17 protein-coding genes are annotated in these 13,063 nt (G+C 69.4%); 8 read left to right on the forward strand and 9 right to left on the reverse strand.

The window, feature by feature from the left end:
- Position 1 precedes the first annotated feature (1 nt).
- On the reverse strand, positions 2–514 hold the full coding sequence (locus JOD67_RS03365; RefSeq protein ID WP_205114991.1) for a hypothetical protein: 513 nt from the start codon (positions 512–514) through the stop codon (positions 2–4).
- Positions 515–607: 93 nt separating this feature from the next.
- On the opposite strand from JOD67_RS03365, the gene JOD67_RS03370 reads away from it, so the two are divergent.
- Both JOD67_RS03370 and JOD67_RS03375 read left to right on the forward strand, forming a co-directional pair.
- Positions 608–1,264, forward strand: a complete 657-nt coding sequence (locus JOD67_RS03370; RefSeq protein ID WP_205114993.1) for a response regulator transcription factor — start codon at positions 608–610, stop codon at positions 1,262–1,264.
- Positions 1,261–2,376, forward strand: coding sequence for a sensor histidine kinase (locus JOD67_RS03375; RefSeq protein WP_205114995.1), 1,116 nt, complete (start codon positions 1,261–1,263; stop codon positions 2,374–2,376). Before JOD67_RS03370 ends, JOD67_RS03375 begins: the two co-directional genes overlap by 4 nt.
- Here the strand turns inward: JOD67_RS03375 and JOD67_RS03380 are convergent.
- Genes JOD67_RS03380 through paaZ form a run of 7 tightly spaced genes read right to left on the reverse strand, consistent with a single transcriptional unit; the run spans position 2,354 to position 8,371 of the window.
- Positions 2,354–2,713: a Rossmann-fold NAD(P)-binding domain-containing protein gene (locus tag JOD67_RS03380; RefSeq protein ID WP_205115003.1), complete on the reverse strand. Its 360-nt coding sequence runs from the start codon at positions 2,711–2,713 to the stop codon at positions 2,354–2,356. The genes JOD67_RS03375 and JOD67_RS03380 overlap by 23 nt on opposite strands.
- 45 nt (positions 2,714–2,758) lie before the next feature.
- Positions 2,759–3,814, reverse strand: coding sequence for a 1,2-phenylacetyl-CoA epoxidase subunit PaaE (paaE, locus tag JOD67_RS03385; protein WP_205115010.1), 1,056 nt, complete (start codon positions 3,812–3,814; stop codon positions 2,759–2,761).
- A complete protein-coding gene (gene paaD / locus JOD67_RS03390) occupies positions 3,814–4,293 on the reverse strand; it encodes a 1,2-phenylacetyl-CoA epoxidase subunit PaaD (RefSeq protein ID WP_307782258.1) in 480 nt (159 codons plus the stop codon). Before paaD ends, paaE begins: the two co-directional genes overlap by 1 nt.
- Complete coding sequence (gene paaC / locus JOD67_RS03395; RefSeq protein ID WP_205115019.1) at positions 4,290–5,132, reverse strand: 1,2-phenylacetyl-CoA epoxidase subunit PaaC; 843 nt, start codon at positions 5,130–5,132, stop codon at positions 4,290–4,292. The genes paaD and paaC overlap by 4 nt, the downstream gene beginning before the upstream one ends.
- 7 nt (positions 5,133–5,139) lie before the next feature.
- Positions 5,140–5,418 (reverse strand): 1,2-phenylacetyl-CoA epoxidase subunit PaaB, encoded by a 279-nt coding sequence (gene paaB, locus JOD67_RS03400; RefSeq protein ID WP_205115022.1) that lies wholly within the window; start codon positions 5,416–5,418, stop codon positions 5,140–5,142.
- Positions 5,415–6,341, reverse strand: a complete 927-nt coding sequence (gene paaA / locus JOD67_RS03405; protein WP_205115024.1) for a 1,2-phenylacetyl-CoA epoxidase subunit PaaA — start codon at positions 6,339–6,341, stop codon at positions 5,415–5,417. The genes paaB and paaA overlap by 4 nt, the downstream gene beginning before the upstream one ends.
- Positions 6,338–8,371, reverse strand: a complete 2,034-nt coding sequence (paaZ, locus tag JOD67_RS03410; RefSeq protein ID WP_205115026.1) for a phenylacetic acid degradation bifunctional protein PaaZ — start codon at positions 8,369–8,371, stop codon at positions 6,338–6,340. Before paaZ ends, paaA begins: the two co-directional genes overlap by 4 nt.
- 62 nt (positions 8,372–8,433) lie before the next feature.
- Between paaZ and JOD67_RS03415 the strand changes: the two genes are divergently transcribed.
- From JOD67_RS03415 to JOD67_RS03440, 6 genes are all read left to right on the forward strand, one after another.
- Positions 8,434–9,036 carry a TetR/AcrR family transcriptional regulator gene (locus JOD67_RS03415; RefSeq protein WP_205115035.1) on the forward strand — a complete coding sequence of 201 codons (603 nt, stop codon included), beginning with the start codon at positions 8,434–8,436 and terminating at the stop codon, positions 9,034–9,036.
- A gap of 70 nt (positions 9,037–9,106) precedes the next feature.
- The gene (locus JOD67_RS03420) at positions 9,107–9,925 is read left to right on the forward strand and encodes a class I SAM-dependent methyltransferase (protein WP_205115037.1); all 819 of its coding nucleotides are present in this window, start codon (positions 9,107–9,109) and stop codon (positions 9,923–9,925) included.
- A gap of 57 nt (positions 9,926–9,982) precedes the next feature.
- Entirely contained in the window at positions 9,983–10,126 is a 144-nt protein-coding gene (locus JOD67_RS03425; protein ID WP_205115039.1) for a GPGG-motif small membrane protein, read from the forward strand.
- Positions 10,127–10,191: 65 nt separating this feature from the next.
- On the forward strand, positions 10,192–10,482 hold the full coding sequence (locus JOD67_RS03430) for a hypothetical protein (RefSeq protein WP_205115040.1): 291 nt from the start codon (positions 10,192–10,194) through the stop codon (positions 10,480–10,482).
- Positions 10,483–10,527: 45 nt separating this feature from the next.
- Entirely contained in the window at positions 10,528–10,956 is a 429-nt protein-coding gene (locus JOD67_RS03435; protein WP_205115043.1) for an ATP-binding protein, read from the forward strand.
- Positions 10,953–11,747 carry an RNA polymerase sigma factor SigF gene (locus JOD67_RS03440; protein WP_205115045.1) on the forward strand — a complete coding sequence of 265 codons (795 nt, stop codon included), beginning with the start codon at positions 10,953–10,955 and terminating at the stop codon, positions 11,745–11,747. The genes JOD67_RS03435 and JOD67_RS03440 overlap by 4 nt, the downstream gene beginning before the upstream one ends.
- Here the strand turns inward: JOD67_RS03440 and selA are convergent.
- A complete protein-coding gene (gene selA / locus JOD67_RS03445) occupies positions 11,734–13,020 on the reverse strand; it encodes an L-seryl-tRNA(Sec) selenium transferase (protein ID WP_205115047.1) in 1,287 nt (428 codons plus the stop codon). The two genes, JOD67_RS03440 and selA, sit on opposite strands and share 14 nt — an antisense overlap.
- Positions 13,021–13,063 lie beyond the last annotated feature (43 nt).

A 13,063-nucleotide genomic window follows, 5' to 3' on the forward strand; every position in this document is an offset into this window, starting at 1 on the left:
GTCATCCTCCCGCGACTCCGGCGAGCAGGTCGCCGCACTTCTCGTTCGCCTTCTGGAAGGCCGGGCTGTTGCGGTCGACGTTGCTGTCGCCGAACATCCCGCCGCTGCCGCCCGGCTGCGGGTCGGGGAAGTCGGGCAGCCCGTTCTCCCGCATGCACTCGGCGTATGCCTGGAACTTGTCCAGTTCCTTGGGCCCCATTTCACCCTCGCCGCGCACGCCGCCCTCGGGCTGGAGCGACTCGCAGACCGCCATCGCCTTCTGGAACGTGGGATTGCTCGGGTCGACGTCGTCGCCTTCGAGCTGAGGCAGCCCGGTGTCCGGATCGGGGTCCGGCAGGTCGATGCCGTTGTCGCGCATGCACTGCGTGAACGCCAATCCGCCCGGCTCGGGCGCCGCGCTGGTGGGCAGCGCGCTCCCCTGGGCGGTGGGCAGCTGCGGATCCGGTGTCCCGCCGCAGGCACTCAGCCCGAGCAGGGCAACGGCAGCGATGATCGCGAGTTTGAGTGTTCTCATGGCGTCGAGTAGATCGACCGGACGATAACCACCGCGTAACCGTCATGCCGCGAAGTTATGCGGTGGTTAGGTCCTTTACGGGAGGATGTCGCCATGCGCATCTTGGTCGTCGAGGACGAGCGGATCCTCGCGGACGCGATCGCCGAGTGGCTTCGGCGGGAGTCGTTCGCGGTGGACCTCGCGTACGACGGCGGCGCGGCACTGGAACGGCTTGCTGTGAACAGCTATGACGTGGTCGTGCTCGACCGCGATCTGCCCGTCGTGCACGGCGACGAGGTGTGCCGGTCGATCGTCTCGTCGCCCGCGACCGCGCGCGTGCTGATGCTGACGGCGGCGGCCGCCGTACGGGATCGTGTGGCCGGGCTGGCGATCGGCGCGGACGACTATCTGCCCAAGCCGTTCGCGTTCGCCGAACTGTCGGCGCGCGTGCACACGCTGATGCGACGCAACCAGCCCGCGCAGCAGCCGGTGCTGGAACGTGCGGGCATCCGGCTCGACCCGCTGCGGCACGCGGTGTGGCGGGACGGGGAGCCGGTGGAGCTGGCGAACCGGGAGTTCGCCGTGCTGGTCGAGCTGCTCCGCGCGAACGGCGCGATCGTGTCGCACGAGGAGCTGCTCGAACGGGTGTGGGACGAGCACATCGACCCGTTCACGAACGTCGTCCGGGTGACGGTGATGAAGCTCCGCAAGAAGCTCGGCGAACCGCCGGTGGTCCAGACCGTGACCGGCGCGGGGTACCGGGTGTCATGAGCCGCTGGACGTTGCGTACGCGGTTGACCGTTCTGTACGGCGTGCTGTTCTTCCTCGCCGGCGCGGTGCTGCTCGGGCTGACGTACCTGCTCGTCCAGGCGTCGCTGGAGTCTCAGTTGAGCGGCAGCCTGGACGCGCGGGCGGCGGCCTTGCGCGCTCAGGGCGTTCCGGACGGCGTGCTCGAGCAGGCGCGCCGCGACCAGGAGGCGTTGCGCGACGCCGCGCTGGGCTCGCTGCTGACGCAAGGCGGCCTTGCCCTGGTCGGTGTGGGTGCGGCGGCGGCCGGCCTGGGCTGGCTGGTCGCGGGCCGGGCGTTGCGGCCGTTGCACCGGATCACCGAGACCGCGCAGCGGATCGCGGCATCATCGGGCCGGGGACTGCACGAGCGGCTCGCGCTTGCCGGGCCGCGGGACGAAGTGCGCCGGCTGGGCGACAGCTTCGACGCGATGCTCGAGCAGCTGGACCGGTCGTTCGACGGGCAGCGCAGGTTCGTGGCGAACGCGTCGCACGAGCTGCGTACCCCGTTGGCGTTGAACCGCGCGCTGGTCGAGCTGGCGGTGACGCGACCCGAGGCGTCGGCCGACCTGCGGCAGCTGGGGACGTCACTGCTGGAGGTGAACGAGCGGCACGAGCGGCTGATCGACGGGCTGCTGACGTTGGCCGACAGCGAGAACGCGGTGACCACGCGCTCGCACGTCGACCTCGCCGACGTGGCGGCCCGGGTCGCCTCCGCGTCGATGCGACGGTCTCTCGCGCCGGCGCCGACGTCGGGCGACCCGGTGCTGATCGAGCGGCTGGCGCAGAACCTCGTCGACAACGCCGTCCGCTACAACGTGCCGCCCGGCTGGGTGTCGGTACGGACGGCGGTCGAGGGTGCCAACGCGGTGTTGACGGTGGAGAACACCGGCCCGGTCGTGGCGGCGTACGAGGTGGAGTCGCTGTTCCAGCCGTTCCGGCAACTCGGCGACCGCCGCGCCGGGCCGGATCGCGGCTTCGGCCTCGGCCTGTCCATCGTCCGCGCGATCGCCCAGGCCCACGGCGGCACCGCCACCGCTACCCCGCGGGACGACGGCGGCCTGATCGTCAAGGTCAGCTTGCCGGTCGGGGAATGATCGACTGCCCCTGCATCGTCCCCTCGACGGCCTCCACGTAGGCGCACGCGGCGTCCGCCGCGGGAGTGCCGGCAGAGGGATCCATGCCCAGCACGACGAGCGTCTCGCGCACCCTGCCCGGGCAGACGGCGTTCAGCCGGATGCCTCGGGTGAGGTCGAGCGTCGCCGCCTGGACGAACGCGTCGAGGCCGGCGTTGACCAGCGCGCCGATCGAGCCTCCCGGCGTGGCCTCCGGGATCGCCTGCCACCTCCTCCCCTCTCCACAACCTGAGCCACTTCCCTTACCGAAACGGGGTTGGCGGCCAAGAATACTGGGGCAAATCGGGCGTGAATTCACAGTTGGGTTAGGGAAGTGGAGGGGGTTGGGGATGGCGAGCGGTGGTTAGGTGTCGTAGTCGACGGTCAGCTCGTCGGAGATCGGGAGGGACTGGCAGGTGAGGACGAAGCCGGCGTCGAGCTCGGCTTGTTCGAGGGCGAAGTTGCGGCGCATGCGGACCTCGCCGGTGGTGAGGCGGGCGCGGCACGTTCCGCAGACGCCGCCCTTGCAGGCGAACGGGAGGTCGGGGCGGACGCGCTGCGCGCCTTCCAGCACCGTCGTGTCGCGGGCCAGCGGCAGCGAGGTCGTACGGCCGTCGAGGATCACGGTCACCTCGCTGCTCGGACCGACGACGCCTGGCTCCTCGTGCTTCACCGGCTCCGGCGGTACGTCGACGAAGAACAGCTCGCGATGCACGCGCTCGACCGGCACGCCCAGCTCGACGAGCACCTCCTGCGTGGACACGATCATCTCGAACGGCCCGCACACCCACCAGTGGTCGACGTCCGAGGGCGACGTGAGCACGGGCAGCAGCTGGCGGAGCTTCGCGGCGTCCAGCCGTCCCGTGAACAGCTCGGCCTCGCGCGGCTCGCGCGACAGCACGTGCGCGAGCTCGAGCGTCGACGGGTAGCGGTCCTTCAGATCGGCCAGCTCGTCGACGAACATCACCGTCGAGCTGCGCCGGTTCCCGTACAGCAACGTCACCTCGCTGCCCGGAACGGCCAGCACCGACGACGCGATCGACAGCACCGGCGTGATGCCCGAGCCGGCCGCGATCAGTACGTGTCGCGCCGGCGTCTCCAGGTCCGGGACGAACGAGCCGCTAGGCGCCTGCACCTCGATCGTGTCGCCCGGCTGCAGCTCCCGCACCAGCCAGGACGAGAACAGCCCGTCCGGAACCTCGCGTACGCCGATCCGCGGCCGCGCTCCAGCCGGCGCGCAGATCGAGTACTGCCGGCGTTCCTCGCGCTCGCCGACGAACCGCCGGAGCGTGAGGTTCTGGCCGGGCGCGAACGCGAAGTCGGCCGTCAGCTCAGCTGGGACGTCGAAGCTCACCGCCACCGCGTCGTCGCAGAGCCGCTCGATCCCGGCGACCGTCAGCTCGTGGAAGGAGGACCGCATCAGATCTCCTTCACGCGTTCGAACGGCTCGCCACAGTCGCGGCAGCGGACAAGCGCTTTGCAGGCGGTGGAGCCGAACTCGGAGAGGATCTCGGTTCTCGTCGACGCGCAGCGCGGGCAGGCGACGTTCGACGCGGGCGCGGTCAGCGTCAGGGGGATCGGCCCGCGCGGCGCGGGACCGGGTGGGGCGATGCCGGCTTCTGCGAGTTTCGCCTTGCCCGCTGGGGAGATCCAGTCCGAGCTCCACGCCGGGTGCAGCGCGGTCCGTACCTCCACGTCGGCGTAGCCCGCCGAGGCAAGGGCGCGAACGAGATCGGCGCGCATGGTCTCCAGCGCGGGGCAGCCGAGGTAGGTCGGCGTGAGTGTCACGACGACGCCTTCGGCGGACTCGTCGACCGAGCGGAGCACACCGAGGTCGGCGAGCGTGAGCATCGGCAGCTCCGGGTCGACGACCGTCTCGGCCACCGTAAGGGCGCTCACCAGACCGCTCCCGGGTTCGCGCGGGCGACGCTCTGCAGGTCGGCGATCAGATAGCCCATCGCCTCGGTGTGCACGCCGTCGCGCCCGACCTTGCCCAACACGTCCGCCCGATCGGCAACGGTCGGCACCGCGAGCGTGGCGGCCGAAAGCACACGCCCGAGGACCTCGTCGAACTCCACCCGAAGGTCCGGCTCCGCACGATCGAAGAGCTCCCAGACGAACGGCCACACGGTGTCGAGGCCGGCCCGCATCCGCTCCCGCGAGTACGCCGTCCCATCGCCCAGCCGCACGCACCAGCGGGCGGCGTAGTCGCGGTGGTACGTGACCTCCTTGACGCCCTTCGCGGCGATCGCCGCCACCACCGGGTCGACGTACGACACCAGCCGCGTCAACACCGCCAGCCGCCAGGTCGAGAACACCAGCAACCGCGCAACCAACTCGGCGAAGTCGCCGTTCGGAAGCTCGACCAGCCGCACGTTCAGGAACTCCGACTCCGAACGCAGGAAGGCGAAATCATCCTCCGACCGCCCCGTCCCGTCCACCGCGCCAGCACGGGTGTAGAGCCAGCGTGCCTGGCCGAGCAGATCCAGCCCGATGTTGGCGAGAGCGACCTCGTCCTCCAGCTCCGGCGCGTTCGTACACCACTGCTGCAACCGGTGCGACATCACGAGCGCGTCGTCGCCCAGCGCCACGCACAGTCGCGCCAGTTCCGGCCGCGACACCCCGTCCGGTACGTCCGCGGGCACGCTCGCCAGCGGGTCGGCGAAGCCCGTGCCGTATGCCCACCGGGCGTCGTCGTGCGCGTCGGCGAGAGCCTCGTACGCGTTGTCGAAAGGCATCGTCAGCTCACATGTGCGGAACGTTGTCGGGGATCTCGTAGAACGTCGGGTGCCGGTACACCTTGTCGCCGGACGGCTCGAAGAACGAGTCCTTCTCGTCCGGGCTCGACGCGGTGATGTCCGCAGCCCGCACGACCCAGATGCTCACACCCTCGTTGCGCCGCGTGTAGACGTCGCGCGCGTTGCGCAACGCCATCTCGGCATCCGAGGCGCGCAGCGACCCCACGTGAACGTGGTTGAGCCCGCGCTTGCCGCGCACGAACACCTCCCACAGTGGCCAGCTCATCGCTCACTCTCCTTAGCAGCATGGACAGACGCCGCTTCACGCACCCACGCACCGTCCTCGTGCGCCCGCCGGCGCCGCTCGACGCGTTCGGCGTTGCACGGCCCGTCGCCCGCGATCACCCGCTTCAGCTCCGACCAGTCGATCGGGCCGAAGTCGTAGTGTCCACGGTCCTCGTTCCAAGCCAGCAACGGATCCGGCAACGTCACACCGAGTGCCTCGGCCTGCGGAACGGACATGTCAACAAAGCGTTGACGCAGGTCGTCGTTCGTGTGCCGCTTGATCTTCCACGCCATCGACTGCGCGGTGTTGGGTGAGTCGCCGTCCGGCGGACCGAACATCATCAACGACGGCCACCAGAACCGGTTCGTCGCCTCCTGCACCATCGCCTGCTGCTCCGGAGTGCCGCGCATCATCGTCATCAGCAGCTCGTACCCCTGCCGCTGGTGGAACGACTCCTCCTTGCAGATGCGGATCATCGCCCGCGCGTACGGCCCATACGAGCTGCGGCACAACGGCACCTGGTTGCAGATGGCCGCGCCGTCGACGAGCCAGCCGATCACCCCGACGTCGGCGAATGTCAACGTCGGATAGTTGAAGATCGACGAGTACTTCTGCCGCCGGCTGATCAGCAGCTCCGTCAGCTCGGTCCGGTCGGCGCCGAGCGTCTCCGCGGCGGAGTAGAGATAGAGCCCGTGCCCCGCCTCGTCCTGCACCTTCGCGAGCAGAATCGCCTTACGCCTAAGGGAAGGCGCGCGGGTTATCCAGTTGCCCTCGGGCTGCATGCCGATGATCTCCGAGTGCGCGTGCTGTGCGATCTGCCGGATCATCGTCTTGCGGTACGCGTCGGGCAGCCAATCCCGCGGTTCGATCCGCTGGTCGGCGGCGACCGTCGCCTCGAAGTGTTCTTCCACCGTCGCGGTCATGCGGACTCCTTCGCGACCAGGGTGAGGACGTCGTACTTCGCGACCGATTCGCCGTTCTGGTTGGTCACCTCGGCGTCCCAGGTGACCACTCCGTAGTCGGTGTCGACGCGGGGCGAGATCTGCTTCGCGGTCAACGTGACCGTCAACGCGTCGTCGGGATAGACCGGCGTGAGGAAACGCAGGTTCTCCAGACCGTAGTTGGCAAGGACGGGACCCGGCGACGGCTCGACGAACAGGCCGGCGGCGAGCGAGATCACCAGGTAGCCGTGCGCGACGATGCCGCCGAAGATCGGGTTCGCCTTCGCAGCTTCCTCGTCCGTGTGCGCGTAGAACTTGTCGCCGGCGAAGTCGGAGAAGTGGTCGATGTCTTCCTTCGTCACGACCCGCGGCCCGGCGGTCACGTAGTCGCCAACCTTCAACTCCGCAAGGGACTTCCGGAACGGGTGGGTCCCGTCCGACCTCCGCTCGCCACCCGCGACGTACCGGTTCGTCACCGCGCCGAGCACGGTCGGCGAGGCCTGCACGGCGGTGCGCTGCAGGTGGTGCAGGATCCCGCGTACGCCACCCATTTCCTCACCGCCGCCAGCCCGACCAGGTCCGCCGTGGATCAGCATCGGCAGCGGGGATCCGTGCCCCGTCGACTCCTTCGCGTCCGTCGCGTCGAGGACGAGCAGCCGCCCGTGCCACGGCGCGGCGCCGAGGACGACCTCGCGGACGAATCCCGTGTCCGCACTGACGATCGAGCCCACCAGGCTGCCGAGCCCACGTGCGGCGAGCGAGACAGCCTGCTCGGTCGAGTCGTACGGCAGCAGCGTGCTCACCGGCCCGAACGCCTCGACCTCATGTGGCTCGGCGCGGTCGACGTCGTCGACGCGCAGCAGCACCGGCGAGAGGAAAGCGCCACGCTCGGCGTCGGCATCGACGACGTCCACGTGCAACGGGTCGCCGAACACGGCGGATCCCGCGTCCTGCAAGGCCTTCAGCGACCGCCGGACCTCCTCGCGTTGCTCGAGGCTCGCGAGCGCGCCCATGCGTACGTCGGGGTTGGCGGGGTTGCCGACGACGACCTTGCCCAGCCGTTCGCGGGTCGCCTCGGCGACGTCGTCCAGCAACCGGGCGGGCACGATCGCGCGCCGGATCGCCGTGCACTTCTGCCCGGCCTTGGCGGTCATCTCGTACGCCAACTGCTTGACGAACAGGTCGAACTCGGTGGTGCCGGGCTTCGCGTCGGGACCGAGGATCGAGCAGTTCAGCGAGTCCGCCTCGGCGTTGAAGCGCACGGAGTTGCGGATGACGACGGGATGCGCGCGCAGCTTCTGCGCGGTCGACGCGGAGCCGGTGAAGCTCACCAGGTCCTGCGCGGTGAGGTGGTCGAGCAGGTCGCCGGCACTGCCTGTCAGCAGCTGGATCGAGCCCTCGGGGAGGATCTTCGAGTCGACGATCAGCTCGACCATGCGTTCGGTGAGGTAGGCGGTTTGGCTTGCTGGCTTGATCAAACTCGGGACGCCGGCGATGAACGCGGGCGCGAACTTCTCCAGCGGTCCCCACATCGGGAAGTTGAACGCGTTGATCTGCACGGCGACGCCGTGCAGCGGCACCGCGATGTGCTGGCCGACGAACGTTCCCTGCCTGCCCAGCGGCTCGACGGCGCCCTCGACGTACACGGTGTCGTTCGGCAGCTCCTTGCGCGCCTTGCTGGAGTAGCCGAACAGGGTGCCGATGCCGCCGTCGATGTCGATCTTCGAGTCCGCGAGCGTGGCGCCGGTGCGATGCGAGAGCGCGTACAGCTCCTCGCGCTGCTCCATCAGGTGGGACGCGAGCACCTTCAGCAGCTGGGCGCGCTGGTGGAACGTGAGCTCCCGCAGCGCGGGCCCACCGACGTCACGTCCGTACGCCAGCGCGGCGGCCCGATCGGCGCCGGTCGCGGAGATCCGCGCGACCTCCTCGCCGGTGGCGGCGTCGTACAGCGGCTGGCCCTCGTCGGGCGCGGAGTGCCAGCGACCGGCGAGGTAGCTGCGCAGCAGGGGCATGGGCTCGACCTCTCGACGATTAACCAACCGTACGGTCAGTTAATCATGCTAGCGTGGTCGCTGTGAAGACGGCAGCACGGCGCGGCAGACCCGGGTACGACCTGGAGTCGCTGCTCGTTGTCGCCGTCGACCTGTTCAACGAGCGCGGCTACGACGGCACCTCGATGGAGGACCTCGCGCGCCGGCTCGGCGTGACGAAGGCCGCGATCTACCACCATGTGTCGTCGCGCGACGAGCTGCTGCGGCTGGCGACCGACCGGGCACTGGACGGGCTGTTCGAGGTCGCCGACGAGGTGTCGGGGGCGTCCGGTCCGGCGCTCGCGCGGTTGGAGCGGCTGGTCCGGGGCGCGGTGGTCGTGCTCGTCGAGCGGCTGCCGTTCGTCACGCTGCTGCTCCGCGCCCGCGGCAACACCGAGGTCGAACGCGCGGCGCTCGCCCGGCGGCGGCAGTTCGACCGCATCGTCACCGACCTGGTCCGGCAGGCCGAGGCGGAGGGGGACATCCGCCCCGACGTGGACCCCGCCGTGACCAGCCGCCTGCTGTTCGGCATGGTGAACTCGCTCGTCGAGTGGTACCGCCCCCGAGGCCTCTCTCCCGAATCCCTGGCCGACGCCGTCTGCAAGGTCGCCTTCGACGGCATCACCACAGGTCGCGCGCCGAAATAAGGCAACTGAGGCCGGATCTAAGGAGCCGGTCCCATGGCTGGGCACCCGGTCACGAACCCACGATGCTGGTATGGCGACGATCAACGACGAGTACGTCATCGGCCACACGACGTCCGAGCTGCTCCGGATTGACCAGCAGGCGAAGCTGTTGGAGCCGGCGACCCGGGCGATCATGCAGGTCGCCGGGCTGCGGCCCGGCATGCGGGTGCTCGACGTGGGCACCGGGCTCGGCGACGCCGCGCTCACCGCGGCCGAGCTCGTCGGCCCAGACGGGCAGGTCGTCGGCGTCGACCGGGACGCGGAGGCGCTGAGCCAAGCCCGCGAGCGCGCCCGAGCCCGCGGCCTCGACAACGTCCGGTTCGAACAGGGCGAAGCAGGCGAGTGGGACACCGGCGGACAGTTCGACGCCGTCGTCGGCCGCCTCGTTCTGGTCTTCTGCAAGGATCCGGCAAGGGTCGTACGCCACCACGCCGCGTCGCTGAGGCCCGGCGGGCTCTACCTCGCGATGGAGTGGGACTACCTGACCGCGCGCGCCGACCCGTTCTGCCCGACGGTCTATCGCACGGTCGCGCTGATGGCGGCCGCCGTACGGCACGCCGGCATGGATCCGGCCCTCGGAGCACGGCTCGACGGCGTGCTCGACGAGGCCGGGATCACCGAGACCGAGGCGCTCGGCTTCCGCCCGTTCACCACCACGAAGGACGGCGCCAAGGCGCTCACCGGGCTGGTCTCGACGATGCTGCCGCTGATGGAGCACTCGGGGCTCGTCGACTCCCCCGACTTCGGGTTGGAGACGTTGCGGCATCGGATCGCCGCCGAGGTCGCCGAGGCCAACGCCACGTTCGTCCTGCCGACCCTCGTAGGCGCCTGGGGTCGCACTGCTCGTTGACGTTTGTTGGTGTCCCCCGAGGGAACCTCCCTGGCGAGGCCGAGGAGGTGAAACTGGATGGGAACCATCCTGTGGATTATCGCTGCGATCCTGGTCATTGCCGGCATCGTCGCACTCGTACGTCGCCAAATGATCGCGGGCATCGTGCTGATCATCGTGGGACTGCTCGTCGGGCCTGGTGGCGTCAGTCTGTTCACCTAACGGGGGTATGAGCCGTGTCCGTGCCGTACACCTACGAAATCGATCGACGCGTCAAGGACGATTGGGTGCGGGACGCGGTCGCGGAAGACAGCACCGTCGAGGATCGCCCGGCGACTGAGGTCGCTCGGGCGATCCTCGAGGACTGGATCATCGACAACCCGAGCCGGCTCGTGGGCGGCGGCCGGGTGACCGTCTTCGACAAGGATCCGTTCGACCAGGCTCCCGAAGAGAGCGCTCGCGTCCGGGTCACGATCTTCTATGGCACGTTGGACGAACGTGCAGCTCAACCGTCCGCAACCGCATATCTGCTAAGCGATCCGGACCTCCAGGACCCGCACGGCTGGGTCAATCCCTAACCGAGATTGGCGATTGGCCGCCGCTCCTGTGGGTACGAGTGACTCATGACGACGAGGTGGCGAGACGCGATGGGAGGTACGGAACAGCTGTCCGATCACGACTTCGACACCGTCACTGCCGAGTTCGAGATACCGGCAGAGGTCGAGTACGTATCGGTGCTCCGTACGACCGCCGTCTCGTTCGCCGCTCGTCTCGGCTGCACCATCGACGAGGTCGAGGACCTGCGCATCGCCGTGCACGAGGCTGCCGCGATGTTGATCGAGCTCGCCGACCCGAAGTCCAGGCTGAGTTGCCGATTCCAGCTCGACAACCAGCTGCTGGTCGCGCTGTCCGTTCCCGCCGGCGCCCGACCGATGCCAGCCGACACCTCGTTCGCATGGCAGATCCTGCGAAGTCTGACTAAGGCGGTGGAAGTGGACCACAGCGAGCCGAGACGCCTTGGGTTGCGACTTCTCACGGGACGTGACTCATGACGGCCACCATCGTCGCGCGCCCGACACGCGATGCTCACGGCCAACGCACCGAGACGAAGAGACTGTTCAGGGAACTGTCTCAGCCCCAGACCGACGAATGGGAACGGCAGTCGATCCGCGACGAGCTGATCCTGCTGCACCTACCGCTGGTCGAGCACATCGCGCGTCGCTACCGGAACCGCAACGAGCCGCTGGAAGACCTTATTCAGGTGGGAACGATCGGCCTGATCAAGGCCACGGACCGGTTCGACCCGACGCGCGGCGTCGAGTTCTCCACCTACGCGACGCCGACGATCCTCGGCGAGATCAAGCGCCACTTCCGGGACAAGGGCTGGTCGGTACGCGTACCGCGGCGGCTTCAGGAGCTTCGCATGTCACTCTCGGCGGCCACCACGACGCTGACCCAGCAGCTCGGTCGATCTCCGACGATCGCCGAGCTCGCCGAGCGGATCGGGGTCTCGGAGGAGAACGTGCTCGAGGGCCTCGAGTCCGCGAACGCGTACGCCACCGTGCCGTTGGACACTCCCGACAACTCCGACGACTCGTTGCAGCTGTCCGCGCGACTCGGGACGATCGACCCTGGGCTCGAGTGCGTCGACAACCGCCAGTCGTTGAGGCCGTTGCTGGAGCAGCTGCCCGAGCGCGACCGGAAGATCCTGTTGATGCGGTTCTTCAAGGGCATGACGCAGTCGCAGATCGGGACCGAGCTCGGCATCTCGCAGATGCACGTGTCCCGGCTGCTCGCTCGGACGTTGGGACAGCTGCGCGAGCAGCTCCTCACCGAAGACTGAGCACAGCTTGCTCGACCGCCGCGTCCTCTGCCGGCTCCACGGTGCGCAGGTCGAGGAGGCAGCGTCCGTGGCGTACGTAGCCCACCACCGGCGTCGTCGCCTGCCGAAGCGCGGCTGCGTACGGCTCCGGGAGGCTCACGGCCCAGCTGGGCAGCTCGACGCCGGGCGCGCCACCACCGCCGACGGCTGACGCGCAGGCCACGACGGAGGCGTCGATTCCCTTGTCTGCAAGGGCTTTCGCCAACCGTTCGGCGCGCGGGCGCAGCTCGTCGGCGGTGAGCTCGAGTGCCCGTACGACCGGCACCGTCGGCCCGGTCAGCGTCGCCTCCAGCGCGGCGAGAGTCAGCTTGTCCACGCGCAGCGCCCGCGCCGAAGGTTGCCGTCGCAGCTTCTCCACGAGGTCCTTCTGTCCGACGATCAGGCCCGCCTGCGGGCCGCCGAGCAGCTTGTCCCCGCTCGCCGTGACCAGCGCGGCGCCGTCGCGGAGCATCGTCGAAGCGTCCGGTTCGTCGGGCAGCAACGGATGTGGGCGCAGCAGCCCCGACCCGATGTCGACGACCACCGGAACGCCGAGTCCAGCCAACTCCGGTACGGGCACCGTGGCGGTGAAGCCGGTCACCTGGAAGTTCGACGGGTGCACCTTCAGCACGAAGCCAGTGTCCGGCCCGAGCGCCCCGCGATAGTCGGCGAGCGACGTACGGTTCGTCGTCCCCACCTCGCGCAGCCGCGCACCTGTGGACGCCAGCAACTCCGGGATGCGGAACCCGTCTCCGATCTCGACCAGCTCGCCGCGGCTCAGCACGATCTCGCGACCGGGCGCGAGGACGAGCGCGCAGAGCAGCAGCGCCGCCGCGTTGTTGTTGACGACGTGCACGGCCTCGGCGTCCGGAACGGCGGCCGCGAGGGCCGCGAGCGCACCCCGACCGCGCCGCGCGCGAGCTCCGGTGGCGAGGTCGAACTCGACGTCCGTACTCCCCGCCGCCTCGACGACAGCAACCCGAGCGGCCTCCGACAGCGCTGCGCGGCCGAGATTGGTGTGGACGAGCACGCCGGTCGCGTTGATCACCGGCCGCAGAGTCGCCGCAGGTGAGAGCGCCGTCAAGGTCGCGTTGACGACCTCGTTCGGAGCGATCGAGCCGGCGCGTACCCGTTCCTGCGCCACCCCGACAGCGGCCTTCACCGCTTCGCGTCCGTACGCGGCCAGGGCATCGGCGAGCTCCGGCGCACCGAGCACGGTGTCCGTCCTCGGCACCAACCGGCGCGGATCGACCATCGCGGCCATTCTGGCCGTTTGCTGCAGGATGGTCGATCCGGCG

The organism is Tenggerimyces flavus, from assembly GCF_016907715.1.
GTDB lineage: Bacteria > Actinomycetota > Actinomycetes > Propionibacteriales > Actinopolymorphaceae > Tenggerimyces > Tenggerimyces flavus.